The sequence below is a fragment of the Flavobacterium sp. T50_26 genome (assembly GCF_057652995.1).
In genome coordinates this window covers 1-25,334 of the sequence record NZ_JBYFCC010000037.1, presented here as the reverse complement: position 1 = coordinate 25,334, position 25,334 = coordinate 1, and the positions used below count along the sequence as shown (strand labels likewise).

Annotated in this window: 25 protein-coding genes; 15 read left to right on the top strand and 10 right to left on the bottom strand. The window is 35.1% G+C overall.

Annotated features, from left to right (window positions below; all coding sequences use genetic code 11):
* The first annotated feature begins 438 nt into the window (after positions 1–438).
* The 10 genes from AC23MC_RS15735 (at position 439) to AC23MC_RS15690 (ending at position 11,383) form a co-directional block, all read left to right on the top strand.
* The gene (locus AC23MC_RS15735; RefSeq protein WP_487569277.1) at positions 439–1,284 is read left to right on the top strand and encodes a restriction endonuclease; all 846 of its coding nucleotides are present in this window, start codon (positions 439–441) and stop codon (positions 1,282–1,284) included.
* 312 nt (positions 1,285–1,596) lie between these two features.
* Positions 1,597–1,956 carry a GIY-YIG nuclease family protein gene (locus tag AC23MC_RS15730; protein WP_487569298.1) on the top strand — a complete coding sequence of 120 codons (360 nt, stop codon included), beginning with the start codon at positions 1,597–1,599 and terminating at the stop codon, positions 1,954–1,956.
* A gap of 41 nt (positions 1,957–1,997) precedes the next feature.
* The gene (locus AC23MC_RS15725; RefSeq protein WP_248432813.1) at positions 1,998–2,324 is read left to right on the top strand and encodes a nucleotide pyrophosphohydrolase; all 327 of its coding nucleotides are present in this window, start codon (positions 1,998–2,000) and stop codon (positions 2,322–2,324) included.
* 58 nt (positions 2,325–2,382) lie between these two features.
* Entirely contained in the window at positions 2,383–2,709 is a 327-nt protein-coding gene (locus tag AC23MC_RS15720; RefSeq protein ID WP_487569278.1) for a DMT family transporter, read from the top strand.
* Positions 2,709–3,959, top strand: a complete 1,251-nt coding sequence (gene aroA / locus AC23MC_RS15715) for a 3-phosphoshikimate 1-carboxyvinyltransferase (protein WP_487569279.1) — start codon at positions 2,709–2,711, stop codon at positions 3,957–3,959. The genes AC23MC_RS15720 and aroA overlap by 1 nt, the downstream gene beginning before the upstream one ends.
* 175 nt (positions 3,960–4,134) lie before the next feature.
* Entirely contained in the window at positions 4,135–5,184 is a 1,050-nt protein-coding gene (gene queA / locus AC23MC_RS15710; RefSeq protein ID WP_487569280.1) for a tRNA preQ1(34) S-adenosylmethionine ribosyltransferase-isomerase QueA, read from the top strand.
* A gap of 295 nt (positions 5,185–5,479) precedes the next feature.
* Positions 5,480–6,757, top strand: coding sequence for a kynureninase (kynU, locus tag AC23MC_RS15705; RefSeq protein ID WP_487569281.1), 1,278 nt, complete (start codon positions 5,480–5,482; stop codon positions 6,755–6,757).
* A 41-nt stretch (positions 6,758–6,798) separates the two neighbouring features.
* A complete protein-coding gene (locus AC23MC_RS15700) occupies positions 6,799–7,887 on the top strand; it encodes an agmatinase family protein (protein WP_487569282.1) in 1,089 nt (362 codons plus the stop codon).
* A 223-nt stretch (positions 7,888–8,110) separates the two neighbouring features.
* Entirely contained in the window at positions 8,111–8,920 is an 810-nt protein-coding gene (locus AC23MC_RS15695) for a hypothetical protein (RefSeq protein ID WP_487569283.1), read from the top strand.
* Positions 8,921–8,992: 72 nt separating this feature from the next.
* Positions 8,993–11,383: a penicillin acylase family protein gene (locus AC23MC_RS15690; protein WP_487569284.1), complete on the top strand. Its 2,391-nt coding sequence runs from the start codon at positions 8,993–8,995 to the stop codon at positions 11,381–11,383.
* Here the strand turns inward: AC23MC_RS15690 and AC23MC_RS15685 are convergent.
* The 4 genes from AC23MC_RS15685 to AC23MC_RS15670 form a co-directional block, all read right to left on the bottom strand.
* A complete protein-coding gene (locus AC23MC_RS15685) occupies positions 11,376–12,908 on the bottom strand; it encodes a cryptochrome/photolyase family protein (RefSeq protein ID WP_487569285.1) in 1,533 nt (510 codons plus the stop codon). The two genes, AC23MC_RS15690 and AC23MC_RS15685, sit on opposite strands and share 8 nt — an antisense overlap.
* Before the next feature lie 132 nt (positions 12,909–13,040).
* Positions 13,041–14,321, bottom strand: a complete 1,281-nt coding sequence (locus tag AC23MC_RS15680) for a DASH family cryptochrome (protein WP_487569286.1) — start codon at positions 14,319–14,321, stop codon at positions 13,041–13,043.
* 84 nt (positions 14,322–14,405) lie between these two features.
* Positions 14,406–14,549 carry a DUF2256 domain-containing protein gene (locus AC23MC_RS15675; RefSeq protein WP_487569287.1) on the bottom strand — a complete coding sequence of 48 codons (144 nt, stop codon included), beginning with the start codon at positions 14,547–14,549 and terminating at the stop codon, positions 14,406–14,408.
* A 1-nt stretch (position 14,550) separates the two neighbouring features.
* Positions 14,551–15,186, bottom strand: a complete 636-nt coding sequence (locus AC23MC_RS15670) for a flavin reductase family protein (RefSeq protein WP_487569288.1) — start codon at positions 15,184–15,186, stop codon at positions 14,551–14,553.
* Positions 15,187–15,335: 149 nt separating this feature from the next.
* On the opposite strand from AC23MC_RS15670, the gene AC23MC_RS15665 reads away from it, so the two are divergent.
* Positions 15,336–16,679 (top strand): FAD-dependent oxidoreductase, encoded by a 1,344-nt coding sequence (locus AC23MC_RS15665; RefSeq protein WP_487569289.1) that lies wholly within the window; start codon positions 15,336–15,338, stop codon positions 16,677–16,679.
* 1 nt (position 16,680) lies between these two features.
* On the opposite strand, the gene AC23MC_RS15660 is transcribed toward AC23MC_RS15665, so the two are convergent.
* From AC23MC_RS15660 to AC23MC_RS15645, 4 genes are all read right to left on the bottom strand, one after another.
* Entirely contained in the window at positions 16,681–17,046 is a 366-nt protein-coding gene (locus AC23MC_RS15660) for a cupin domain-containing protein (protein ID WP_487569290.1), read from the bottom strand.
* Positions 17,046–17,837 carry a hypothetical protein gene (locus AC23MC_RS15655; RefSeq protein ID WP_487569291.1) on the bottom strand — a complete coding sequence of 264 codons (792 nt, stop codon included), beginning with the start codon at positions 17,835–17,837 and terminating at the stop codon, positions 17,046–17,048. The genes AC23MC_RS15660 and AC23MC_RS15655 overlap by 1 nt, the downstream gene beginning before the upstream one ends.
* A gap of 170 nt (positions 17,838–18,007) precedes the next feature.
* Positions 18,008–18,376 carry a DMT family protein gene (locus AC23MC_RS15650; protein ID WP_487569292.1) on the bottom strand — a complete coding sequence of 123 codons (369 nt, stop codon included), beginning with the start codon at positions 18,374–18,376 and terminating at the stop codon, positions 18,008–18,010.
* A 53-nt stretch (positions 18,377–18,429) separates the two neighbouring features.
* Positions 18,430–19,968, bottom strand: coding sequence for a helicase HerA-like domain-containing protein (locus AC23MC_RS15645; RefSeq protein ID WP_487569293.1), 1,539 nt, complete (start codon positions 19,966–19,968; stop codon positions 18,430–18,432).
* Positions 19,969–20,178: 210 nt separating this feature from the next.
* Between AC23MC_RS15645 and AC23MC_RS15640 the strand changes: the two genes are divergently transcribed.
* Positions 20,179–20,811, top strand: a complete 633-nt coding sequence (locus AC23MC_RS15640; RefSeq protein ID WP_487569294.1) for a 7-carboxy-7-deazaguanine synthase QueE — start codon at positions 20,179–20,181, stop codon at positions 20,809–20,811.
* A 19-nt stretch (positions 20,812–20,830) separates the two neighbouring features.
* On the top strand, positions 20,831–21,232 hold the full coding sequence (locus tag AC23MC_RS15635; protein WP_487569295.1) for a DUF2059 domain-containing protein: 402 nt from the start codon (positions 20,831–20,833) through the stop codon (positions 21,230–21,232).
* A gap of 55 nt (positions 21,233–21,287) precedes the next feature.
* Here AC23MC_RS15635 and AC23MC_RS15630 read toward each other — a convergent pair whose 3' ends face one another.
* Positions 21,288–21,989, bottom strand: coding sequence for a class I SAM-dependent methyltransferase (locus AC23MC_RS15630; RefSeq protein ID WP_487569296.1), 702 nt, complete (start codon positions 21,987–21,989; stop codon positions 21,288–21,290).
* A 72-nt stretch (positions 21,990–22,061) separates the two neighbouring features.
* On the opposite strand from AC23MC_RS15630, the gene AC23MC_RS15625 reads away from it, so the two are divergent.
* Positions 22,062–22,556 (top strand): YkgJ family cysteine cluster protein, encoded by a 495-nt coding sequence (locus tag AC23MC_RS15625; protein ID WP_291092038.1) that lies wholly within the window; start codon positions 22,062–22,064, stop codon positions 22,554–22,556.
* A 72-nt stretch (positions 22,557–22,628) separates the two neighbouring features.
* Here the strand turns inward: AC23MC_RS15625 and AC23MC_RS15620 are convergent, their stop codons facing one another.
* Positions 22,629–23,894, bottom strand: a complete 1,266-nt coding sequence (locus tag AC23MC_RS15620) for an exo-beta-N-acetylmuramidase NamZ family protein (protein WP_487570656.1) — start codon at positions 23,892–23,894, stop codon at positions 22,629–22,631.
* Between the two features lie 84 nt (positions 23,895–23,978).
* Here AC23MC_RS15620 and AC23MC_RS15615 point away from each other — a divergent pair, with 84 nt between their 5' ends.
* The gene (locus tag AC23MC_RS15615) at positions 23,979–25,214 is read left to right on the top strand and encodes an ABC transporter permease (RefSeq protein WP_487569297.1); all 1,236 of its coding nucleotides are present in this window, start codon (positions 23,979–23,981) and stop codon (positions 25,212–25,214) included.
* Positions 25,215–25,334 lie beyond the last annotated feature (120 nt).

Below are 25,334 nucleotides of genomic sequence, written 5' to 3'. Positions count from 1 at the left end.
TAAGCACTTTAAATATACTAACTTTTGCTTTTTTGTACAACTTTTTTAGTGAAATTATATCGAACTCACGTTATTTAGTTCTTTTTAAACTAAATAATGATTAAACACAAAACCAATTCACCCTTTCACTCAACACGAAAGGGTTTTTTTATGCAAAAACCTCTCAAAAACGTAAACGTTAGCGTCATGAACCTAAACGTTTACATCTTTTACGTGAACGATGGCATCAACTACGTAAACGTTCACATCAGCAACGCCAAATTATACGTCATACTATGCCAAATTTAGCATCAGGAACGTAAACGTTTACATCAACAACGCCAACGTTCACGTAAATAACGTAAACGTTGGCGTTTTTAGCGAAAATCATTCTTTTTTTTAATACATAGCATTTATAATTCTAATTATATTTGTATGTTTTATTCTAATAAATAGTAAATGAAAGGACCTGAATTTTTAAAGTATGTCAATCCAGTGTTAATTATACTCCAGGAGAATGGTGGTGCTGGTAACTCTTCTAGTGTAATTGAACAAGTTATTGAAAAATTAGGTATATCGGAAGAAGAGCTTGAAGAAACCACTTCAAATGGTCAGTCAAGGATAAGAAATCAAATTCAGTGGGCAAGATTTTATTTGTTCAAATCAGGTTTAATTGATAATTCTCAAAGAGGCATTTGGAGATTAACCAATGAGGGTTTGGAAAAAAAGCTTTCTGAAAATGATGTATATTTATTGTTTAAAGGAGTTCAAGAGAGTGTCAAAAAAACACCTATATCAAATCCCAAAAAAATAGAGTTAAAATTTGAAGAAAATACAACTGAAGATGAAGAACACTCGTTAGGATTGTTAAATTTAATTCAATCTATACCTGCACATGGCTTTGAGAAATTATGTAAAAGATTATTAACTGAAATAGGAATAAATGATATAACTGTTACTGGAGGTTCAGGAGATCAAGGTATAGATGGAAAGGGTTTGGTTAAACTAAATGATGTTGTTAGTTTAAACATAGTTTTTCAATGTAAAAGATATAAAGAAACAGTTTCTCCTCATCATGTTCGAGACTTCAGAGGTGCTATGCAAGGAAGGGGTGAAAAAGGTTTGATTATTACTACTGGAAGATTTACTAAAGAAGCTAAAAATGAAGCCAATAGAGATGGAGTAACCCCTATAGAATTAATTGATGGAAATAGATTAGTCGAACTATTTGAAAAACATCATTTAGGTTTAAAGCCTGTAACAGTTTATGAAATTGATTATGAGTTTTTCAAAGGATTTAATTGAGTTATGAGGATTGATAATTAAATACTAAAGCTTTTCAACTATTTTCGCATTTTTGTCATTCCGACGCAGGAGGAATCACATTAAGATAATAAATTAAAGAAGCAATTATAATGTGATGTTTCCTTCGTCAACATGACAAAAAACAGAAATGGTTTGTCATTCCGACGTAGGAGGAATCACATAAAGAGAATAAATTTAAGTAAAGAAAATTATAATGTGATGTTTCCTTCGTCAACATGACAAAAGTTAACTTTGTTTTACAATAGAATGAGGAATCACGCAACGCCACACAAAATAAATAAACAATCTGCCATGAACAATACAATGATAGAATATAATGAAGGACATCATACGTATTATGTTTACATCATTACAAATAAATACAGGTCAACTTTTTATATTGGTATGACAAATAATTTAGGACTAAGATTGCAACAGCACAAAGAAAATATAGAAAAAGGAATTAAAACTTTTGCAACAAAATACAATATTGAATTTTTAGTTTATTATGAAAAGTTTACTTGGATTGAAGAGGCTATAGCAAGAGAGAAAGAAATAAAAGGCTGGAGAAGAGATAAAAAGATAGAATTAATTAAATTGTTTAATGATAATTTCGAGTTTTTAAATAGTAAATTCATTAAAGATTATGTGATTCCTCCTGCGTCGGAATGACAAAAAACGAGTAGTGTAATAAAGAAATAAAACCCAGAACCATGAACCTCAAAAACTCCCAACTCGAAGTAGACAACTGGATAAAAAACCACGGCGTTCGTTATTTCAACGAATTAACCAATATGGCTCAACTGACCGAAGAAGTAGGAGAGGTGGCCCGAATAATTGCCCGTAGATACGGCGAACAATCCGAAAAAGAAAGCGACAAAAACAAAGACCTTGGCGAAGAATTAGCCGATGTGGTTTTTGTAGTTTTGTGTCTCGCCAACCAAACCGGAATCGATTTGCAAGCCGCATTTGACAAGAAATTAGATATAAAAACCAATCGCGACCACGATCGTCATCAAAACAACGAAAAATTAAAATAGAATTACGTTTTGAGTATTACGTAGTAAGACCTAAGACAATATAAATTTGAATTAAATTATGAATTGGATTCTCCTAGTTATAGCCGGATTATTCGAAGTAGCATTCGCAACCTGTCTTGGCAAAGCCAAAGAAACCTCAGGAACCACGATGTGGATTTGGTATGGCGGATTTTTAATTTGCCTCACCATCAGTATGCTGCTTTTAATAAAAGTCACCAAAGAATTACCCATCGGAACCGCTTATGCGGTGTGGACAGGCATTGGAGCCGTAGGCAGTGTATTGGTCGGAATCTTTGTTTTCAAAGAACCCGCGACTTTCTGGCGAGTGTTTTTCATCAGCACCCTAATCATCTCAATTATCGGACTAAAAGTTGTCACTAAATAATGAATTTAAAATTAACCTATAACCCGCAATCCGCAACCCGCAACCTTCAATTAAAAATCACCGGTTCCAAATCTGAAACCAATCGATTATTATTGTTACAAGCACTATATCCAAACATCAAATTAGAAAACACCTCCAATTCCGATGATAGTGAAGTAATGCTCAAAGCATTGGAAAACCCGCAACCCGCAACCCGCAACCCGCAATATATAGACATCCACCACGCCGGCACCGCCATGCGATTCCTTACTGCTTTTTTCTCCATTCAAGAAGGAAAAGAAGTCATCCTAACAGGATCATCCCGAATGAAAGAACGACCAATTAAAATTCTTGTCGATGCATTAAACCAGTTAGGAGCCCAAATCACATACGAAGAAAATGAAGGCTTTCCGCCCATCAGAATCAAAGGAAAAAAGTTAACCCAAAATAAAGTTTCGCTTCCGGCAAACGTTAGTAGTCAATATATTTCCGCCTTATTATTAATCGCCCCAAAACTCGAAAACGGTCTAGAACTCAACCTCGAAGGCGAAATCACATCCATTCCCTACATCAATATGACATTGGCTTTGCTCACCGAAATCGGCGTTAAAACATCCTTTGAAAATAGTATCATAAAGGTTAACCCGCAACCCGCAACCCGCAACCCGCAACCATTAACCATTGAATCCGATTGGTCCTCCGCATCTTATTGGTACTCAATAATCGCCCTATCCGAAATCGGCACACAAATCACCCTTTCTAGCTACAAAAAAAACAGCCTACAAGGTGATGCTGCCCTAGTCGAAATCTACAAAAGTTTCGGAGTAGAAACCGATTTTCAAAATAACACAATCCTTTTACGCAAAACAGATAACCCGCAACCCGCAACTTTCAACTCGCAACTAAACAATTCCCCCGACATTGCCCAAACCATCGCCGTAACCTGTTTCGGACTCGGCATCGGCTGCCACCTCACAGGATTACATACCTTAAAAATAAAAGAAACCGACCGATTAGAAGCTTTAAAAACCGAACTATCAAAATTCGGAGCAACCATATCAGTTACTAATGATAGTCTGACCTTACAACCTTCAGAAAAAATAATTGAAAACGTTTCCATCGCAACCTACCAAGACCACCGTATGGCTATGGCTTTCGCACCACTTGCCCTAAAAGTTCCCATCACCATCCAAAATGCCGAAGTAGTCTCAAAATCATACCCCACTTTTTGGGAAGATTTAAAAAACTTCGAATTTCAGATTGCAGAATAAAACCAAAATTCCACAATAAATTCATCTCAGAAACTCAGTCTCTCAGCCACTCAGCGACTTATTAAAAAAAATAAACCTCAAAACACTTGACAACCCCTATCTCACAATCGTATATTTGCAACCGTTTGGAATTCATCAAATCTATTTCTGAATTCTAAATTCTAAATTCTTATCTATGAAATTATCTCATTTTCAATTCAATCTTCCAACAGAATTATTGGCTGAATACCCTGCAGAAAACCGTGACGAATCGCGTTTAATGGTTATCGACAGAGCAAAAAAAACAATCGAACATAAAACATTCAAAGACATCATCAACTATTTTGACGATGGCGATGTGATGATTATGAACAACACCAAAGTTTTCCCGGCCCGTCTTTACGGAAACAAAGAAAAAACAGGTGCAAGAATCGAAGTGTTTTTATTGCGTGAACTTAACGCCGAACAACGTCTTTGGGATGTTTTGGTTGATCCGGCCCGAAAAATTCGTATCGGAAACAAATTGTACTTCGGAGATGATGATTCATTAGTGGCAGAAGTAATCGACAACACCACGTCTCGTGGAAGAACATTGCGATTTTTATACGATGGTTCGTATGACGAATTCAGAAATAAATTAACCGAATTGGGCGAAACCCCAATCCCAAAATACATCACCAGAGAAGTAACCCCAGAAGACGAAGAGCGTTACCAAACCATCTATGCCAAAGTAGAAGGAGCCGTAGCCGCACCAACTGCCGGATTACATTTCTCCAGACATCTAATGAAACGCCTTGAAATTAAAGGAGTTGACTTTGCCGAAGTAACCTTACACGTAGGTCTCGGAACATTCAACCCGGTTGAGGTAGAAGACTTGTCTAAACACAAAATGGACTCCGAAGAGTTAATCATCACTCAACAAGCATGCGACATCGTGAACAACGCCATCGCACAGAAAAAGCGAATTTGTTGTGTGGGAACAACTTCGATGAGAGCCATCGAATCATCGGTTTCCTCAGCAAGAACAATGAATCCGTTTGAAGGTTGGACCAATAAATTCATCTATCCGCCTTACGATTTCAGTATCGCCAATTGTATGATAACCAACTTCCACACACCAAAATCAACGTTATTAATGATGATTTCGGCTTTCTGCGGACACGATTTGATGAAAAAAGCATACGAAGAAGCAATCAAAGAAAAATACAAATTCTACTCCTACGGTGATGCAATGTTAATCATCTAAAAATACAAAATCCCAATCTTTTCCGGTTGGGATTTTTTTTGGGCGTGACCACAAGGGTCAGGCTTTCCGCTGCAAGTCCTCACAAAAAATGCCATTTTCTATAACCCAAAAAGAGCTTCCTTTGGTCGCTTTTTTGGCTTTAGAAAATTGGCATTTTTTTGTTCCGGGCTTTTCGCTTCAATCCTTCACGCAGTCTGTGCTCCCAATAACTTTCATTTTCACACCTTCAACCTAGTCACGACCTTTCCCCATAATCCAAAAAATTACTATCTTTACCACACAAACAAACAACTGAATGGAATTTCAAAATACCCGCGAATTTGCACAACAATTAGACGCACAAGACGAACTTTTTAAGTACCGTGACGAGTTTCATTTCCCAAGTATAAATGGCAAAAATGTCATTTATTTCACCGGAAATTCACTCGGATTACAACCCAAAAGAACCAAAACCTACGTAGACGAAGTAATGAACGATTGGGCACGCCTCGCCGTCGAAGGTCACTTTTATGCCGACAAACCTTGGTGGGATTACCACGAACGATTTGCCATTCCATTAAGTGAAATCGTTGGAGCAAAACCATCCGAAATCACGGTGATGAATACGTTAACCGTCAATCTTCACTTGATGATGGTTTCCTTCTATCAACCTACGGAAAAAAAATATAAAATCATCTGCGAAGAAAAAGCATTTCCATCGGACCAATACATGTTTCAAAGTCAGGTGAAATTTCACGGTTACAACCCAAGTGATGCTATCATCGAAATCAAACGAAGAGAAGGAGAACACAACATCCGTCACGAAGATATTTTAGCCAAAATTGAAGAAGTGGGTGACGAATTAGCATTAGTGTTAATTGGCGGAGTAAACTATTACACTGGTCAAGTATTCGATATCAAAACCATCACACAAGCAGCACAAAAAACAGGTGCTTTTGTTGGCTGGGATTTAGCTCACGCTGCCGGAAACATCGAACTTCAATTACACGATTGGAATGTTGATTTCGCTTGTTGGTGCAGTTACAAATACATGAATTCCGGACCCGGAAATGTTTCAGGCTGTTTTATCCACGAAAAGCACCACGGCGATTTTGAATTGCAACGATTTGCCGGTTGGTGGGGACATAACAAAGAACGTCGTTTCAAAATGGAACCGCACTTTGAACCCGAATATGGAGCAAATGGTTGGCAAATCAGTAATTTACCAATATTATCGTTAGCACCTTATTTAGCATCCGCCGAAATGTTTGCCGAAGTCGGAATGACCAAATTAATCAAAAAAAGAAATCTTTTAACGGCTTATCTTGAATTCATCCTTCACGAAATCGACAACGAAATCGACGGAACCGAATTTGAAATCATCACACCACAAAACCAAGAAGAAAGAGCTTGTCAATTATCCGTTTATCTTCACGGACAAGGAAAAACTTTGTTTGACTATTTAATGACAAACGGCGTCATCACCGACTGGCGTGAACCAAACGTAATCCGTTTAGCACCAGCACCATTCTACTGTTCTTTTGAAGACATGTATGAATTTGGACAAATCTTGAAGAAAGGAATTAGTAAATAAACTCAGCATCTCAGTTACTCAGCAACTCAGCACATAAAACAATGAACAAACAAGAAATCCTTAAAACCTTCGATCCAAGCCAACCGGGTTTGGCAGACGCAACCATTTTTGGCTTACCTTTTTCTATTGAAGATAGTGAAATAATCGTAATTCCTGTTCCTTGGGAAGTAACCGTAAGTTATGGTTCCGGAGCATCAAAAGGACCGGAAGCGATTTTGGACGCTTCATTTCAAGTAGATTTAAACCACCAAGAATTCCCTGAATTATGGAAATTAGGAATCTTTCTTGACGAATCACCTAAAGGAATCAAAAAAAATTCAAAAAAATATAAAAAGAAAGCTGCTCCAATTATAGAAGCATTGGAAAGCGGAGCAATGTTAGATAATCATCCGGCTTTGCAAAAGAGCTTAGATAAAATAAATTATGCGTGTTCAGATATGGTGGAAGCCGTTCGTCAAAAAACATTGTATTGGTTAGAACACGGTAAGAAAGTTGTTCTTTTAGGCGGTGATCACAGTACGCCACTTGGTTATTATCAAGCTTTAGCTGAAAAGCACGACAATTTCGGAATTCTACATTTAGATGCTCATATGGATTTTAGAATTGCTTATGAAGGTTTTACCTATTCGCACGCATCCATTATGTACAATGCATTACAAATTCCACATATTTCAAAAATTGTTCAAGTTGGAATTCGTGATTTTTGTGAACAAGAAGTGGATGTCGTGAAGCAACATGGCAGTCGAGTAGTAGTGCACACCGATTCGGATTTGAAAAGAGAAACGTTTGAAGGTAAAACGTGGCAACAACAATGTGATCAAATCATTGCCGCTTTACCACAAAAAGTTTGTATTAGTTTTGATATTGATGGAATGTATCCTTGGTATTGTCCAAATACAGGGACTCCGGTTCCGGGTGGATTTTCATTTGAACAAGCTACTTATCTGTTAAGTCGTTTAGCAGAAACAGATAAAGAAATCATCGGATTCGATTTGGTGGAAGTCGCTCCCGGAGAAAATGATGATTGGGACGGAAACGTAGGTGCCCGAATGTTATTTCATATGTGCGGAGTGTTAGCAAAAAACAATAAAATGCACGTTGGAGATAAAATTGTTTTTCCCAGAAATTAATAATTTTATAAATTGATAGAACCCCAAAATAGTGAAGAGCTACTTTGGGGTTTTTCTTTTAAAGCATCTTCGATAATTGAGTTTAAAAGTTAATGTTAAACTAAATTCAAAGCATTATATTGGAGTTACTTACGTAAAATCGTAACTTTAATAGATTATTATCAATTTACATTTTGGTATTATTCTTGAATACTATCAACTAGTAACACTAAAAACAAAAATTATGCGACTCAAAAACTTAATTATACTAGCCTCCATTTCGGTTTTGTTCACGATGTGTGCACCAAGCCGTCCCGCCGTAGTTTCTCAACCTGAACCACCGCCAATGTGGGGTCCCGTAGGATATGATGATGTTCGATATTATTATTTTCCTGATATGATGGTTTACTACGATGTTTACTCATCAATGTATATTTATCCTAGAGGAAACCGATGGGTAAGTGCTTATTATTTACCCAATCATTACGGACATTATGATTTATACAACACGTATAAAGTTGGACTTATGGATTATTATGGACCTTCACCTTATCATAATTTCAATATGCATAGACAACAATATGCAGTAGGAAATCAATGGCCAACGCAAGCAACAATTGGTGTTAGAGGTCAAAATGGTAATCACTATGCACCAACCAGACCACGAACGTCGTCTGCATCAGCTCAACCCACACGAGGTTCATCAACCCAACAATCAAATGTTAGAGGTAATTCTACTCAAACCAATACGAGAGGAAACGATGCAGGCACACGATCAACTACTGCACCGGCAGTTAGAAATCCGTCAGATACAAGAGTACCGGCAACAACGCCAAGAGCAACTCCAACTACACCAAGAGCAAACCCTTCAACACCAAGAGTAGCTCCGGCAGAAACACGTTCGAGTACAAGATTGCCTCAGCCTGATGCTCGTGCCGTTCGGGAAAGAACACAGCAAATCAGACAACAAAATAGATCAACAGCTCCTGCTCAAAGAAGTACCGGAACAACAACTCCGACTACAACAAGAGGTGGCGGTGGTAGAGGAAATTAAGATAAACTTATCATTCAATCCATTTTAATCAATAGACATTTCTAGTATATTTGTCTATTGATTTTTATTTTTATGAAACTTCTTAAAAAAATTTCACTTTCCGTTTTATTGATTTTGGTTCTCATTGCAGCTTTTATTTTGATTTACGGCTTTTATCTTAAACCAAAATACGATGGCGAAATTGCGTTGAATTCCATCCAAAAAGAAACGACTGTTTATTTTGATGATTACGGAATTCCGCACATTTATGCTCAATCACAAAATGATGCAATGACCACATTGGGTTATGTGCACGCTCAAGATCGATTGTGGCAAATGGAACTAATACGAAGAATTGCTCCGGGAAGATTATCTGAACTTTTTGGCTCTGTGATGCTTAAAAACGACAAGTTTTTTGCTGGTTTAGGGATTGATGAAGATTCAGAAAAAGCAATTGCTCAATTGGATAAAAACAGTGAAAGTTATCTTTTAACATTGGCTTATCTTGACGGAATTAATCAGTTTTTAGAAGAAGGCCCCACACCAATTGAATTTCAATTAGTTGGCGTTCCGAAGGAAAAATTCACCATCAAAGATGTCTATAATATTTTTGGCTATATGTCTTTTAGTTTTGCGATGGCTCAAAAGTCAGATCCGTTAATGACCGATATTCGTGATGAATTGGGAACGGATTATCTCAAAGATTTTGGTATTGATGGCTCTTTGGCTCATACCAAACTAAAAAGCTTTAAAGGAAAACCCGAAGCCTATTCCGAAATTTCAAAATCGGTTGCTTCGTTATTGGAAAATTCTCCCGTTCCACCTTTCATCGGAAGTAATAGCTGGGTCGTTGGTCCACAAAAAACGAAAAGTGGAAAAGTGTTGTTTGCCAATGATCCGCACATTGGTTTTTCGCAACCTTGCACGTGGTATGAAGCTCACATCGTGACACCCGATTATGAAATGTATGGTTATTATTTAGCCGGAACTCCGTTTCCACTTTTAGGCCATAATCGTCAATATGCTTATGGCTTAACGATGTTTGAAAATGACGATATGGATTTGTTTTTGGAAACGAATAATCCCGAAAACGAAAATCAATACCAAATAAAAGAAGGTTTTAAAAATTATCAAATCATTGAAAAAGTCATTAAAGTAAAAGATAGTTCCGATGTCGTTTTAAAAATAAAAAAATCACATCACGGACCTTTAATGAACGGCTTGGTTGCTGGATTGAAGGAAGACAAACCCATTTCGATGTGGTGGACGTATTTACAACATAAAAATCAAATTTTAGAAGCGGTTTATTCGCTTTGTCACGCAAAAAATGTTGACGATTTTCATCAAAGTATCGAATTGATTGCTGCTCCAGGATTGAATATTATGTATGGCGATGCGAAAGGAAATATCGCTTGGATAACTTCCGGAAAATTGTATAAAATGCCGGATAATGTCAATCCGAATTTTATTTTAAATGGTGCAAACGGCGAAGATGAAAAGAAAGAATATTATGATTTTTCTGAAAATCCGTATGCCATTAATCCGGAATGGAATTACGTTTATTCAGCCAACAATCAAGTAGAACCAATTGATGATTATTTATATCCGGGTTATTACCTGCCGGAAGATAGAGCAAAACGAATTCTTCAATTATTAGAACCCAAAAATGATTGGACGAAGGAAGATTTTATGAAAATGATTAATGATGATCAATCGTCGGTGGCTCCTTCAATTATGCAAAGTATTTTAACCGGAATCAATCAAAATGATTTATCTGAAGCTGAAAAATCTGCTTTAAATGAACTCAAAAAGTGGAATGGAAGCAATGGTTTAACTGATATTGCTCCAACAATTTACAATCAATTTTTATTTTATTATTTAAAAAATACCTTTGAGGACGAATTAGGAAAAGACCGTTTTGCCATTTTGTTATCCACCCATATTTTAAAACAAATGATTGCTTTTCAAATTGCTAATGAAGATTCTCCTTGGTGGGATAATAGTTCTACGAAAGACAAAAAAGAATCAAGAGATGAAATTCTTTCGCTTTCATTTAAACAAACTGTTGCTCAATTAGAAAAAAAATTGGGTAGTCAGGTTTCAGGTTGGACTTGGAATAAAGTGCATACAATTGAACATAAACATCCATTAGGTGAAGTGGCCGCTTTACGAAGTTATTTCAATGTTGGGCCGTTTGAAATTAATGGTTCCAATGAAGTCATCAATAATTTAATGTTTACATTCACCGAAGCAGGAAATCATCAAGTAAAAGCCGGTCCTTCCACCCGAAGAATCATTGACTTTTCAGATGTTGAAAACAGTGTGAGCATTCTTCCTACCGGACAATCAGGAAATCCATTGAGTCAACATCATGACGATCAAGCGGTGATGTATAACGAAGGAAAATTTAGAAAGATGAAAATGAATAAAAAGGAAATTGAGGCGAGTTCAAGGAAGTTGGTGTTTAAACCCAAATCTAAATAGTTTCCAAATTCTCAATAATACTTTTCGCTTTCAATTTAATTTGATACATTTCCTCCGCCGGAATTTTATTCAATAAATTCAACATCATTGCCATTCGCTGATTGTTTTTGAAATGCTCTTTTTTGTCATCTAAAAAATTCCAATACAAACTGTTGAACGGACACGCTTTTTCGCCTAATTTGTCTTTGACATTATAGTGACAACTACCACAGTAATTACTCATTTTGTTAATGTAACTTCCTGAAGAAACATAAGGTTTAGTAGCCAAAATTCCGCCATCGGCATATTGACTCATTCCACGAGTATTGGGCATTTCCACCCATTCAATTGCATCGATATAAACGCCTAAATACCAAACGTCAACTTCATCGGGATGCATTTGTGTAAGCAATGAAAAGTTGCCAATAATCATCAACCGCTGAATGTGATGAGCATATGCTTCCTCCAAACTTTGAGAAATCGCTTTTTGCATACAATTCATTTTCGTATTTCCAGTCCAATAAAAAGAAGGTAATTGATTGTAATTTTCTAAGGAATTCATCTTGGAATAATTGGGCATTTCTTTCCAATAAATCCCGCGGACATATTCTCGCCAACCCAAAATTTGTCGCACAAAACCTTCTACTTGAGAAAGGGTAATTTCATCTTCGTTTTGATGATAATAAAGTACAACCTGTTCAATCACTTCCTTCGGCGAAAGCATTTTTGCATTCATTGCAAACGACAATCTCGAATGAAATAGGAATTTTTCTTCCGTGTGCATCGCATCTTCATAATCGCCAAAATGCTTCAACAAGTGGTGACAGAAAAAATCCAATTGTTCCAAACATTCTTCTCTCGAAGTTGGCCAATTAAATTTTTCAGCATCAATCGAACCAAAGGTTTTGACTTCCATTTTTTCCAATTGATGAAGAATTTCTTTCACATTTTTTGAAAAAATTTTCGCCTTTGGAATCAGAACTTCACCTTTATATTTTTTACGATTATCGTGATCAAAATTCCATTGATTCCCAATCGGATTATTCCCAACCATCAAAATGTCATGCTTTTTTCGCATCATTCGATAGAAATTCTCCATCAACAATAATTTCTTTTCCTGAAAAAAAATGGCTAATTCGGTTCTAGTCGTATAAAAATGTTCCGTGTCAAACACTTCTGTGGGAATAGAAATGTTCTGACAAATTTGCTTCAATTGTTCATCCAATCGAAATTCATCCGGCAATTGATATTCAAATTTTTGAATGGAAAATTGCTCGATAATTTGTTGAATTAACGCTTCCAAATGTTGAGGATTTTTTTCATCATCAATTTCAAAATAAATCACTTGATGATTATTGTTTTTCAAATCCGAAGCAAAATTCCGCATACTTAAAAAGAAAGCCACCACTTTTTGAATGTGATGTTTCACATAATCGGTTTCCTGACGCATTTCCGCCATTAGATAAATAACATTTTCATCGGTTTGTTGAAACCAAGAATGCTTGTGATTCAGTTGATCACCGAGAATTAGTCGAAGTGTTTTCATTTTGTTTCAAGTTTCAAGTTTCAGGTTTCAGGTTTCAAGGTTAGAGTAGCTCTGTGAAATTTTTAAATCCGTGTTAATCCCTGAAATCCGTGTCAACTTTTCTTTCAATGTTTAATGTAAATTGAAACAAATTTATCCCAACCATAGTTTTTGATAGTCACCTTTCGCATCATACATTTCCGCTTGGCGTTTAATGTTGAATTTTCGATCTCTCGGATCATTTCCAACACCGGAATTGTAAATCCAGTTTCCGTAATTAGAATGTACATCATAATCAATCAACATACTTTCAAAATAAGCAGCAGCCACTCGCCAATCTTGTTTCCATTCTTTTGCCCAAAAACTTGCTACATTTTGCCTGCCGCGATTACTCATAAAACCGGTTTGTTGCAATTCAATCATGTTGGCATTCACAAAAGGTTCATTTGTAATGCCGTTTTTCCATTGTTCAAACGCTTTTGAATTGAAATTCCAATCGTATTTTTTACCTAAAATGCCATCGAGTTGGAATATTTTATTTCCATGTTTTAGCGAAATGGATTTAAAATAATCTCGCCAAATCAGTTCGAAAATCAACCAATCCGTATCTTCGTTTTTGCAAATTTCTTTTTCGTATCGTTGAACTTCCCAATAAATGGTTCGGGCAGAAATGCTACCATTCGCTAACCAAGCGGAAAGTTTCGAACTGTAATCAGCTCCAATTAATCCGTTTCTGGTTTGTTTGTAGGATGACAAATTTTCTGTTTCAAAAAAGTAATTTTCTAATCGTTTTATCGCACTTGATTCGCCACCACGAAAAGGAAAAGCGGAATTGGGATGAATTTCAAAGCTTTCCAAACCTAAATCTTCCAAAGTAATGTTGAAATGATTTGGTTCAATCCAATTGGAATCAGGCAATTTTTCAATAAAAAAACTTGGTCTGACTTTCACAGTAGATTCACATTTTTTTCTGAAAACAGTAAAAACCTCCGGAATTTCTGTAAAATCTGAGTAAGGAATATCATCCGGATGAAACAAAAATTGATCATAAGTTTCTATAAATTCAACATTTGAATTTTTATTTTTGAGTTTGATATTGATATTGTTTTCTTCACTTGTCCATTCTTTCTGAAGAAAAATAGTTGAAATTTGATGTTCTTCAATCAATTTTGGAATTGTATCTTCTGGTTTTCCATAAAAAACAAAGAGCGGAATATTTTTTTCTTTTAACGAATGACGAAGTTCAAAAACAGTTTCCAATAAAAACTGAGCTCTAAATTTTTCAGTTTTTTTGAAACCATATTTCGTTTCTTCAAAATCTCGCGGATCAAAACAATAAACAGCCAAAACATTCCCTTCTTTTTGACATGCTTTGAAGAGAGAAGTATTGTCGTTTACTCGTAAATCATTTCGTAACCAGACTAGATTGTTCATTTTTTTGGGTGATAGGTTATGGGTAATTGGTAAAAGGTTTTTGAATACTGAAAACTGCGACTGTGACTGAAAACTAATAGCTGCTCACTGAACACTTTTACTCCTCCTGCATTTCTCACTACAATACAAAACTTCCTCCCAATTCTTCTCCCATTTTTTTCGCCACGAGAAAGGTAATCCACACGTTTTGCAGATTTTTTCTGGGAGATTTACTTTTTTGTGAGCCATTTTATAACATTGATTTGGTTGGGATATTTGGGCGAGCATATTCAAATCGGTCAATCAACTTTGGAACGCAATAGGCATCTAAACCATTAATCGAAACCACATTTTCTAAATCTAATCGCAACCAATTTTCGTTCTGAATTAAATTTTCTTTGATAAATAATTGTTCAATCGTAGCAATAATATGAATCGTTCCGTTCTCTTTAATTTCATATTCGTTGAGGTATTTGCACAAAATTTGCACCGGACTTCCTTTTACAAATGGAATAGAAATACCATCATAATATTCTTCTTCCAAATTGGTTTTGTCAAATTCGGAAACACTTTCATCATAGCTTGCCGAACTGTGATGAGCATCTTTAATCATCGATTCTGTTACGTGATTAACTGTAAAATAACCCAAATCTTTGATGTTTTTGTACGTATTTCTGGGTACAGTCGTCGGGCGAAGAATAAAACCCAAAAGTGCAGGATCGCTTCCCAAGTGGGTAATGCTGCTGAAAATGGCCACATTTGAAATGCCTTCAATGGTTTTGGTCGCAATTAAATTGGCCGATTTATAACCCGTACAACTGTTAATTAGATTCAATCGAGGAATTTTGGGAAGATTTTGAATCGTTTCTTTTGATAATTCAATCATAAAAGCAATTTTTTTCAAAGATAGTTTTTGTTTAATAAATATTATTAAAAGTTAAACAAAAATTTCTTAACAACGAAATATATTTTTTATAAAACTTAAAAATCCTTTTATATTCCTTATTTTTGTAGTTGAATTTTTGATATTCATTCATGCAAACTCCTCAAAAAATTGCCGTTGTTGGTTCCGGATTGGTTGGAACTTTATTGGCAATATACCTCAAAAAATTAGGTCATACTGTTCACGTTTTTGATCGAAGTCCTGATATTCGGACAGTTGAATTTTCCGGTCGTTCTATCAATTTAGTAATGTCAAATAGAGGTTGGAAAGCGTTGGATGACATCGGCTTGACCGAAGAAATCAAAAAAATCGGAATTCCGGTTGATAAAAGGGCGATTCACCTTCAAGATTCAAAACTTACGTATCAATATTATGGAAAAGAAGGCGAAGCGATTTATTCACTTTCAAGAGGTGTTTTAAATAGAAAAATGATTGATTTGGCTGAAGCCGAAGGTGTTGAATTCTTTTTTGAACACAGAATTTGGGATGTCACTTTATCAGATGCCACTTTGCATATTGGCGAAACTGAAAGAGGTGAGTGGACCGATTTAAAATACGACAAAGTGTTTGGTGCCGATGGTGCATTTTCAAGAATTCGCCACCGAATGCAACGTCAAAGTATGTTTGATTATTCGCAAAAGTTTTTGAGCATTGGTTACAAAGAACTGCATATTCCTGCAAATGCGGATGGAACATACAAAATCGACAAAAATTCTTTACACATTTGGCCTCGCGGAAATTTTATGTTGATGGGATTGGCTAACTTAGATGGCTCGTTTACTTGCACTTTATTTATGCCATTTGAAGGAGAAAATTCCTTTGAAAGTTTACACGACGAAAAAACCTTAGTTGATTTTTTTGCAAAATATTTTCCTGATACCAAAGAAGTGATTCCCGATTTGGTGGAAGATTTCTTCAAAAATCCGAAAAGTTATTTGGTTACGATGCAATGTTATCCTTGGACATTCAATGATAAAGTAGCTTTGATTGGCGATTCGTGTCACGCCATCGTACCTTTTTACGGTCACGGAATGAATGCCGGTTTTGAAGATATCACCGTTTTGAACGAAATGATTTCGAAATACGGAAACGATTGGGAAACCATTTTTGAAGAATACCAAAAATCCCGTAAACCAAATGCTGATGCGATTGCCGAACTTTCCTATCGCAATTTTATGGAAATGAGTGCCAAAACTGCCGATGAGAAATTTTTATTGCAAAAGAAAATTGAAAAATGGTTTTCAGACAAACATCCTGAAAAATGGATGCCACTTTACAGTCGAGTAACGTTTAGTTTACAACCTTATTCCGAAGCTCTAGCCATCGGTGATTTTCAAAATAAAATTATGGAAGAAGTGATGCAAATGGAAAATATTGAGGCAATTTGGGATAGCGAAGTGGTTGAACTGAAGATAATTTCGCTTCTTTCAAAATAATTTATGCTTCCTCCCGATGCACTTTCTCAAAATCAAAAGCAGGTTGACATATGGCAATGTATTCACACACTTCATCAAACGGATTGGAATATTGAACCCGTGTGTTTTTCTCAATTTTAATCGATTGACCCGCTTCTAAAACAATTACTTCGTCTTCAATAATAAATTGTTTTTTGCCTTTGATGATGTAAGTATATTCGTCAAATTCAGGTGTTTGAAATGGTTCACTCCAATGCGGCGGTGCAATCATGTGAGCAATTGAAATTTCACTATTGCCATCAGAAGCTTTCCCGAAATGTTCTTCGATTAATTTTCCGTCTGTTGTTGGAACAATGAATGGGGATTTTTGGATGTGATATTTTTTCATTAGTATAAAATTCTTTTGTTCGAATAATTCCTTTTATCAAGAACTTGAATTTGCTCACTTTTCAGATGTTCTATAAATCTATCCCACTCTTTGTCAAACAGATTGTCAGAATGAAAAGTCTTATTGTCATAATATCTTGTATTAACAACTATCAAATAACCAGGTTTTCTATATAATTTTAAAATCTCAATGCTATTTATTTCATCAAGTTGAAAATTACTTTTTTTCCAAAATTGAATGGAATTTTTAATGATTAAGTGAGTTTCATTAACTTCAAAGTAATTCATATCTCTTGAAATTAAAAAGAATAAGAGGAAAAAAGAAATAAAAAAAAGTGGGAATGATTCAATAGAATTTACGTTTTTAAATAAACCAAGTAAAAAAGCTAATACAATACCATAAAACAAAATTCCGGTGATTGATAATAAATGAGAAGTGTTATATGTTTTTAGATTAAAGATTGAATTTTTTATTTTGAAATTAATAAATTCAGGTTCTTCAATATTAATTGACTCATTTAGATTAATAATTTTATTCATAACCATTTTAATTTTATAAAAGTTTGAATATTTAAAAGGATATAAAATTATATTTTTTCCATTCTTTAAATGTAGGTGTGTGCTATCTAGAAAAAAACCATAATATTCTATTATCTTGGAAAGTTCTGCTTTTTCAATTAATGAAAAAGGTATTATTCTTTCTCTATAAGCGTTTTTAATAACTATGTTATGTTCATTTACTTTTATAGTTTCAAAAAATGAGAGTGTAAAGAATGTTGTAATTAAAAACAAAATAAAAAACATTAAGAATATCCAAAATTCAAATTTGGATTCTTCTTGAAATCGATTAAACATGTGAACTGAAAGCAATCCAAATAATAGAATTACATAAACAAACAGAAGAATTGTTTTAAAATTGAATTTGCTTTTTAATGTGTTATTTGGCATATGGATTACATGTCTCACTTCCTAAAAATAAAATAAACCGCCAATACCAAACAACACATCCCCACAAAATGATTCCATTTAAACGTTTCAGTTTTAAAGAAAAGCATTGAAAATATAACGAAAATAACCAATGTAATCACTTCCTGAATCACTTTCAATTGCAAAAGAGAGAACGGACCACCATTTCCTTCATATCCAATTCGATTCGCTGGAACTTGAAAAAAATATTCAAACAAAGCCAATCCCCAACTGATTAAAACAATGGTGATTAATCCGGCATTTTCAAACCATTTCAAGTCTTTAAATTTCAAATGACCATACCACGCCAATGTCATAAATATATTGGAAAGTATGAGTAATCCGATTGTGAGAAATCCTTTCATTTTGATGAGTTTTAACTCCCCTCTCCTTTGGAGAGGGGTCGGGGGTGAGGTTTCTACTTCTTAAACATCTTACTCAAAATCCCCAAAGCACCTCGAATAAAAGTAGCACTCGTCAACACTTTTACCACCGGATTTTGAGCCGTGCTTCTTCGGGTTGATGAAGTTTTAGAAGCGGTTTGTTTTGCTTCTTTTTCTCTTGCCACTTCTTCCGCTTTTTTAGCAGCTTGTTCTTCTGCAGCGGTGATTTTTTTATCCAAAATTTCAAAAGCACTTTCGCGATCTAAAACCTCATTGTATTTTTTGGCTAATTTTGATTCAGAAATCAAACTATCAATTTCTTGTGAAGTTAATACATCCATTCGGCTCATCGGTGCTCGAAGCATCGTGGCAACAAGTGGAGTCGGAATTCCTTTTTCGTTCAACGCGGTTACAAATGCTTCTCCAATTCCGAGTTGCGTAATCACTTCATCGGTTTTGTAATAATCGGATAACGGATAATTCTCAGAAGTCATTTTAATCGCTTTTCGGTCGTTTGCCGTAAAAGCTCTCAAAGCATGTTGGATTTTTAAACCCAACTGACTCAAAACTCCTGCCGGAATATCTTGTGGATTTTGAGTGATAAAATAAATTCCAATTCCTTTGGAACGAATTAATTTTACTATGGTTTCAATCTGATCTTGTAACGCTTTACTGGCTTGGTCAAAAATTAAATGAGCTTCGTCAATAAATATCACTAATTCTGGTCGTCCGGCATCGCCTTGCTCAGGCATTGTGCTGTAAATTTCAGCTAACAAACTCAACATAAACGTCGAAAACAACTTCGGTTTATCTTGAATATCGGTTAAACGAATGATGTTGACATAACCATTTCCGTTTTTATCAATTCGCATTAAATCATCAATATCAAAGGATAATTCGCCAAAAAACACATCGGCTCCTTGTTGTTCTAGTTCGATGATTTTTCGTAAAATCGAACCGGTAGAAGAAGTGGAAATTCTGCCATATTCTTTTTCAATTTCTGCTTTTCCTTCTTCAGTAATATATTGTAAAACTTTTTTAAAGTCTTTTAAATCCAAAAGTGGTAAATGATGATCATCACAATATTTAAAAATCACTGCAACAACGCCACCTTGTGTGTCATTCAAATCTAAAATCCTAGAGAATAAAACCGGACCAAACTCTGAAACAGTGGCTCGTAAGCGAACACCATTTTGTTTGGAAATGGTCATCAATTCCACCGGAAAACTTTTGGTTTCGTAACCTAAATTGATTTTTCCATGTCGTTCAGTGATAAAAGGTTGTTCAACTCCCGGCATCGCAATTCCTGAAAAGTCACCTTTAATATCCATCATCAACACAGGAATTCCGTTTTGAGAGAGTTGTTCCGAAAGTACTTGGATGGTTTTGGTTTTACCCGTTCCGGTCGCTCCGGCAATCAATCCGTGACGGTTGAGGGTTTTTAGAGCAATATTCACATGTGCTTCTCCACCAATGGGAAGGCCGTCTAACATGGCTCCACCAAGCGTTATAAAATCGCCTTTGCAGGCATATCCGTTTTTAATGTGCGTACTGAATTCTTCGGCTTTACTCATACTATTAAGATTTATATTTCAAATGTACTAAAAGGAAATGATACAGAAAATAACATTTTAAAAAAGCATCATTTTTTCCAAAAATCTAACCATCCAAAAATCTAACCATCTAAAAATCTAACCATCTAAAAATCGAACAATCCAAAAATCTAATAATCTAATAATCCAACCATCCAATTCCCTATCTTTGCAAACTTATTTAATTGAAAAATGCTTCAAAAAGAAATACAATTAGCGGTTGAAAAAGGAGAAATGCTTCCGTTGATGGAAGAATTTTACACGATTCAAGGTGAAGGTTATCACACGGGAACAGCGGCTTATTTCATCAGAATTGGCGGTTGCGATGTGGGATGCCATTGGTGTGATGTGAAAGAAAGTTGGAACGCAGAACTTCATCCGCCCACGGAAATAGAAATTATTGTAACCAATGCTAAAAAATATTCAGATACGGTAGTGATAACGGGTGGCGAACCGCTGACTTGGAATATGAATTCATTGACTGATAAACTCAAAAATGCCGGTATAAAAATTCATATTGAAACGTCCGGATGTTATCCTGTAACCGGAAAATGGGACTGGTTTTGTCTTTCGCCAAAGAAAAATAAATTGCCTGTTCAAAGTGCGTATGATATGGCTAACGAGTTGAAAGTCATCATTTATAACAAGCACGATTTTATTTTTGCCGAAGAACAAGCGGCTCAAGTAAACCCAAATGCAATTCTTTTTTTACAACCAGAATGGAGCAAAAAAGAAGAAATGACACCGTTAATTGTTGATTATGTTATGAAAAATCCAAAATGGAGAGTATCTTTACAAACACATAAATATTTGAATATTCCTTAAAAAATTAAACACAAAAATTATGAAAAAAGTAGTTTTAACTTTTGCACTTTTATTGATTACAACAATCGGATTTTCGCAAGAAGCGTTCAAAAAAGATGTGGTCAGTTATCTTGATGTGAGCGGTCAATCAAACACGTTCAAAATGATTACAAAAGATTTGGTAAATAATATACCTGAAGCAAAAAAAGCTGAATTTCAAAAAGAATTGGATGCTTCTATCAATGATTTAATGAGTAAAATGGCTGATATGTATATGTCTGAATTTACTCATGATGAAATTAAAGCTTTATTAAAATTCTATGAATCTCCTGTTGGAAAAAAATTAACTGATAAAACTGAAGTCCTTTACACAAAAGGTCAAACAGTTGGTCAAGAGTGGGGAATGGGATTGCAAACGATGATGATGAAATACATGCAATAATTTTTTTCAAAAAAATACTAATCCCAATGAATTCATTTCTTGGGATTTTTTGTTTTTATGCTAATCTCGCCAAATAATCAAAATGTTCTCCTTCCAAAATTAATTCACAAGACAATTCGTTTGCAATTGCTGCATTTTGCAATGTATTATAATCGATATACATCCAGTCAAAAGGCTTTTCAATTTCACCTTTATACGAAACTTTAAATTCTACTTCGCCATAATAGTCCGAATCACCAGGAATCCATTTTCCGCCATCTTCATCCTCATCAAACATATAAATAATGTCTGAGCTATCTACCAAAATCTGACCATTTTCAGTCAATAAACTTTTTAGCTTTAGAAGAAATTTAGTGATGTTTTTCAATCTTCCGCACATTCCTGCACCGTTCATCAAAAGTAAAATAGTATCAAATTTTTCATTTTCTAATAGCATCACATCTTGCACTTTTGCTTTTTTCAAACCTCTCAATTCACAAGCTTTAATTGCACTTGGCGAAATATCAATCGAAACCACATCAAAACCTTTTTGTTGTAAGTAAAGTGAATGACTTCCGGCACCACATCCCACATCCAGAATTTTTCCTTTGGAAAGTTCCAATGCTTTTTGTTCAATTTTAGGCATTTCATCAAAATCACGAAACAAATAAGCGACACTCATTTCATCCGATTCAGAAATGGATGTTTCGGTGATTAAATCCTGCGGATTATTTCCGGTTTGATAATCTAAAATGGCTTTTCCAAAAAGATCTTTCATTTATTTTGTTTAAAGTTTCAGGTTTCAGGTTTCAAGTTCACTAATTTTGCAATTCAACTTTAAAATTTAAACTTGAAACCACATTTAAACGAACTCGGAAAGCTTGCCAAAGATAAGCATATCGAAAACAAAAAGTATTTTGATAAGTTAAAAAAGAAAACGCCAAAAAATTTAGATTATGTGATGCAAGATTTGCACGAAGCAGAATTTAAAAAAACCGATTGTTTAGATTGTGCCAATTGTTGTAAAACAACCGGACCGCTTTTTACGTCTGCTGATATTGAACGAATTTCAAAACATTTCAGACAAAAACCACAGCAATTCATTGACCAATATTTACGAATAGATGAAGAAAATGATTATGTGTTGAAGTCCGTTCCGTGCACGTTTTTAGAAAGCGATAATAAATGTTTCATCTACGATGTTCGTCCAAAAGCCTGCCGTGAATTCCCTCATACCGACAGAAAAAAATTCAATCAAATTACAGATTTAACGTTGTTAAACGTCGCCATTTGTCCGGCCGCTTATAATATTGTCGAACGAATGAAAGAGAAGTTGCCTTTATAATTGGTTTGCTTTTACGAAATCTATTTCAAACAAAACCCACGGTTTTAACCGTGGGATAGTCAAAAGATATCTTTAATAAATCAAATATTTCTCCCTAACTTTTATAAACTCATTCAACCCTTTCTCCCAACTCTTCCTAATGTCTACCTCAGAAACCCCTTTTTCAATTTGTTCTTGTAATTTTTTAGTTCCGGCTAATTTCACAAAAAACGAATTAAAAAACGCTTTTTTGTCAGCAGTTGAATTATACGCTTTGATTAACCATTTCAATTCTAAACGATTTACTTTCTTTTGATTGCTTAAATCTTCACCATAACAAAGTTTGCCATTATGCATCGGATCCTTTGCTCCCAAATTAGGTTTCGGCGTAAAACTGAAATCAGTTTTAGCCAAAAACGGCGAACCATAAATCTGAAATTGTTTCTCCGTTCCACGACCCACACTCACATTCGTTCCTTCAAAAAAACACAAACTCGCATACAAATTAATCGATTGGTCGTTAGGTAAATTAGGCGATGGTTTTACGGGTAAACTATAAGCCATTTCGTGTTTATAGTTCAAACAAGGAATAACAGTCAAATTACATTGAATACCATCATTCAACCATTTTTCACCATTAATCATTTTGGCATATTCACCAATCGTCATTCCATGCAAAACCGGAATTGGATGCATTCCAACAAAGCTTGTAAATTCTTTTTCCAAAATCGGACCATCAACAATACCACCATTCGGATTCGGTCGGTCTAAAACGATTAGCGGAATGTTGTTTTCCGCACAAGCTTCCATCACATAATGCAAAGAAGATATATAGGTATAAAACCTCGCACCCACATCTTGCAAATCAAAAACCATGACATCAATTCCTTTTAATTGCTCAGGCTTTGGTTTTTTATTATCACCATAAAGCGAAATAATCGGCAATCCGGTTTTAGTATCTTTTCCGTCTTTAATTAATTCTCCAGCATCAGCAGTTCCTCTGAAACCGTGTTCGGGAGCATAAATTTTTTGTAGATTGATGTTTTTTTCCAACAAAAAATCCACCAAACTTTCTTTTGTTAATTCAGAGGTTGTGTTTTGAGGAACTGCTTTCGCATTAATTTTAAGTCTAGATATAATACCAGTCTGGTTAGTTACTATTCCAACCTTTTTGTCTTTTAATAGAGGTAAATAACTAGAAAAGTTTTCTGCTCCGGTCTTAATTGAAAGTTTTAATGTAGTAGTATCTAAAATCGTATTGTTTTCTTCGTTTGTATTCATTTTTGTTTTGCTACTACAGGAAACAGTAACAATTAAACACCCTATCAAAATCAAATATGTACTTATTTTGTATTTCATAATTATTTTTTTAATCTGTAAAAATCTGTATAATCTGTGGCAAAAAACTTTGTGTATCTTTGTCGTAACTTCAAATTATAAACATTGAATTTAGAATATTTCATAGCAAAAAGATTAACTACCGCAAAACACCATAAAAGTAGTATATCCAAACCAATAATAAAAATTGCAATCACCGCCATTGCAATCGGAATCATCATGATGATTGTTTCCGTGGCAACCGGTTTGGGATTACAACAAAAAATACGCCAAAAAGTTTCAGCATTCAACGGACATATTATTGTTTCTAATTTCGATGACAATCAATCCGAAGTCAGCAAAGTACCTGTTTCAACAAAACAAGACTTCTATCCCGAGTTCAAATCAGTTCAAGGAATCAATCATATCCAAGCTGTAGCCAGCAAAGCCGGAATCATCAGAACCGAAAAATCTTTCGAAGGAGTCATTTTCAAAGGAGTCGGTAGTGATTATAAATGGGACAATATAAATGAATACATCGTCGAAGGAAGTATCCCAAACGTAAAAGACCAATTAAACCCTGAAGTACTCATTTCTCAGTATTTGGCGAACCGGCTTTTTCTCAAAGTAGGTGATAAGTTCAACACCTTTTTCATGAAAGAAGATAGTAACGAAATGCCAAACCTCCGTGTTTTCACAATTACCGGCATCTACAACTCTGGATTTCAAGAATTCGACGCTACTTATATAGTAGGAGACATTCGCCACGTACAACGAATCAATAAATGGCAACCGGACGAAGTAGGAGCTTTCGAAATATTCATCGACGATTTCAATAAAATTGAACAAAAAGGAGAAGAAGTCTACGAACAAACCTCCTATATGCTCGACAGTAAAACCATCATCGAAAAATACTATTTCATCTTCGAATGGCTACAACTATTCGATTTCAACATCCTCGTTATTCTCGTTATCATGATTGTCGTGGCAACAATCAACATGGTCGTGGCACTATTAGTACTCATTCTTGAACGCACCCAAATGATCGGAATCCTCAAAGCACTCGGAGCAAATAATTGGACCGTCAGAAAAATATTTCTCTACAACGCATTCCACATCATTCTTCGTGGATTACTTTGGGGCAACGCCATCGCTATTACACTAATGCTCATTCAGCAACAATTCGGAATCGTAAAACTAAACCCCGAAAACTACTACGTGAGCGAAGCACCAGTCTATTTCAATTGGTTCTACATCATCTTACTCAACCTCGGAACAATTATAGTCAGTTTAATAGTCTTATTAATTCCGTCCTATATCATCACCAAAATATCTCCGGTAAAAGCAATCCGTTTCGATTAATTTATTAGAAGCCAATCCCGCTTTTCATTGCAAGCTTGTTTGTCTTGTTGTTTTTTTCTAAGTCAAAAAAAGAGCTTCCTTTGGTCGCTTTTTTTCGCCAAGAAAAAATACAACAATCCT

Bases quoted from the DNA above. Each gene is read 5' to 3' on its own strand.
- aroA (WP_487569279.1), top strand. From the start codon at position 2,709: ATGAATTTAAAATTAACCTATAACCCGCAATCCGCAACCCGCAACCTT.
- AC23MC_RS15675 (WP_487569287.1), bottom strand. From the start codon at position 14,549: ATGGCTCACAAAAAAGTAAATCTCCCAGAAAAAATCTGCAAAACGTGT.
- queA (WP_487569280.1), top strand. From the start codon at position 4,135: ATGAAATTATCTCATTTTCAATTCAATCTTCCAACAGAATTATTGGCT.
- AC23MC_RS15700 (WP_487569282.1), top strand. From the start codon at position 6,799: ATGAACAAACAAGAAATCCTTAAAACCTTCGATCCAAGCCAACCGGGT.
- AC23MC_RS15650 (WP_487569292.1), bottom strand. From the start codon at position 18,376: ATGAAAGGATTTCTCACAATCGGATTACTCATACTTTCCAATATATTT.
- kynU (WP_487569281.1), top strand. From the start codon at position 5,480: ATGGAATTTCAAAATACCCGCGAATTTGCACAACAATTAGACGCACAA.
- AC23MC_RS15670 (WP_487569288.1), bottom strand. From the start codon at position 15,186: ATGATTGAATTATCAAAAGAAACGATTCAAAATCTTCCCAAAATTCCT.
- AC23MC_RS15735 (WP_487569277.1), top strand. From the start codon at position 439: ATGAAAGGACCTGAATTTTTAAAGTATGTCAATCCAGTGTTAATTATA.
- AC23MC_RS15725 (WP_248432813.1), top strand. From the start codon at position 1,998: ATGAACCTCAAAAACTCCCAACTCGAAGTAGACAACTGGATAAAAAAC.
- AC23MC_RS15665 (WP_487569289.1), top strand. From the start codon at position 15,336: ATGCAAACTCCTCAAAAAATTGCCGTTGTTGGTTCCGGATTGGTTGGA.
- AC23MC_RS15640 (WP_487569294.1), top strand. From the start codon at position 20,179: ATGCTTCAAAAAGAAATACAATTAGCGGTTGAAAAAGGAGAAATGCTT.
- AC23MC_RS15695 (WP_487569283.1), top strand. From the start codon at position 8,111: ATGCGACTCAAAAACTTAATTATACTAGCCTCCATTTCGGTTTTGTTC.
- AC23MC_RS15730 (WP_487569298.1), top strand. From the start codon at position 1,597: ATGAACAATACAATGATAGAATATAATGAAGGACATCATACGTATTAT.
- AC23MC_RS15685 (WP_487569285.1), bottom strand. From the start codon at position 12,908: ATGAAAACACTTCGACTAATTCTCGGTGATCAACTGAATCACAAGCAT.
- AC23MC_RS15630 (WP_487569296.1), bottom strand. From the start codon at position 21,989: ATGAAAGATCTTTTTGGAAAAGCCATTTTAGATTATCAAACCGGAAAT.
- AC23MC_RS15660 (WP_487569290.1), bottom strand. From the start codon at position 17,046: ATGAAAAAATATCACATCCAAAAATCCCCATTCATTGTTCCAACAACA.
- AC23MC_RS15690 (WP_487569284.1), top strand. From the start codon at position 8,993: ATGAAACTTCTTAAAAAAATTTCACTTTCCGTTTTATTGATTTTGGTT.
- AC23MC_RS15720 (WP_487569278.1), top strand. From the start codon at position 2,383: ATGAATTGGATTCTCCTAGTTATAGCCGGATTATTCGAAGTAGCATTC.
- AC23MC_RS15620 (WP_487570656.1), bottom strand. From the start codon at position 23,894: ATGAAATACAAAATAAGTACATATTTGATTTTGATAGGGTGTTTAATT.
- AC23MC_RS15680 (WP_487569286.1), bottom strand. From the start codon at position 14,321: ATGAACAATCTAGTCTGGTTACGAAATGATTTACGAGTAAACGACAAT.
- AC23MC_RS15635 (WP_487569295.1), top strand. From the start codon at position 20,831: ATGAAAAAAGTAGTTTTAACTTTTGCACTTTTATTGATTACAACAATC.
- AC23MC_RS15645 (WP_487569293.1), bottom strand. From the start codon at position 19,968: ATGAGTAAAGCCGAAGAATTCAGTACGCACATTAAAAACGGATATGCC.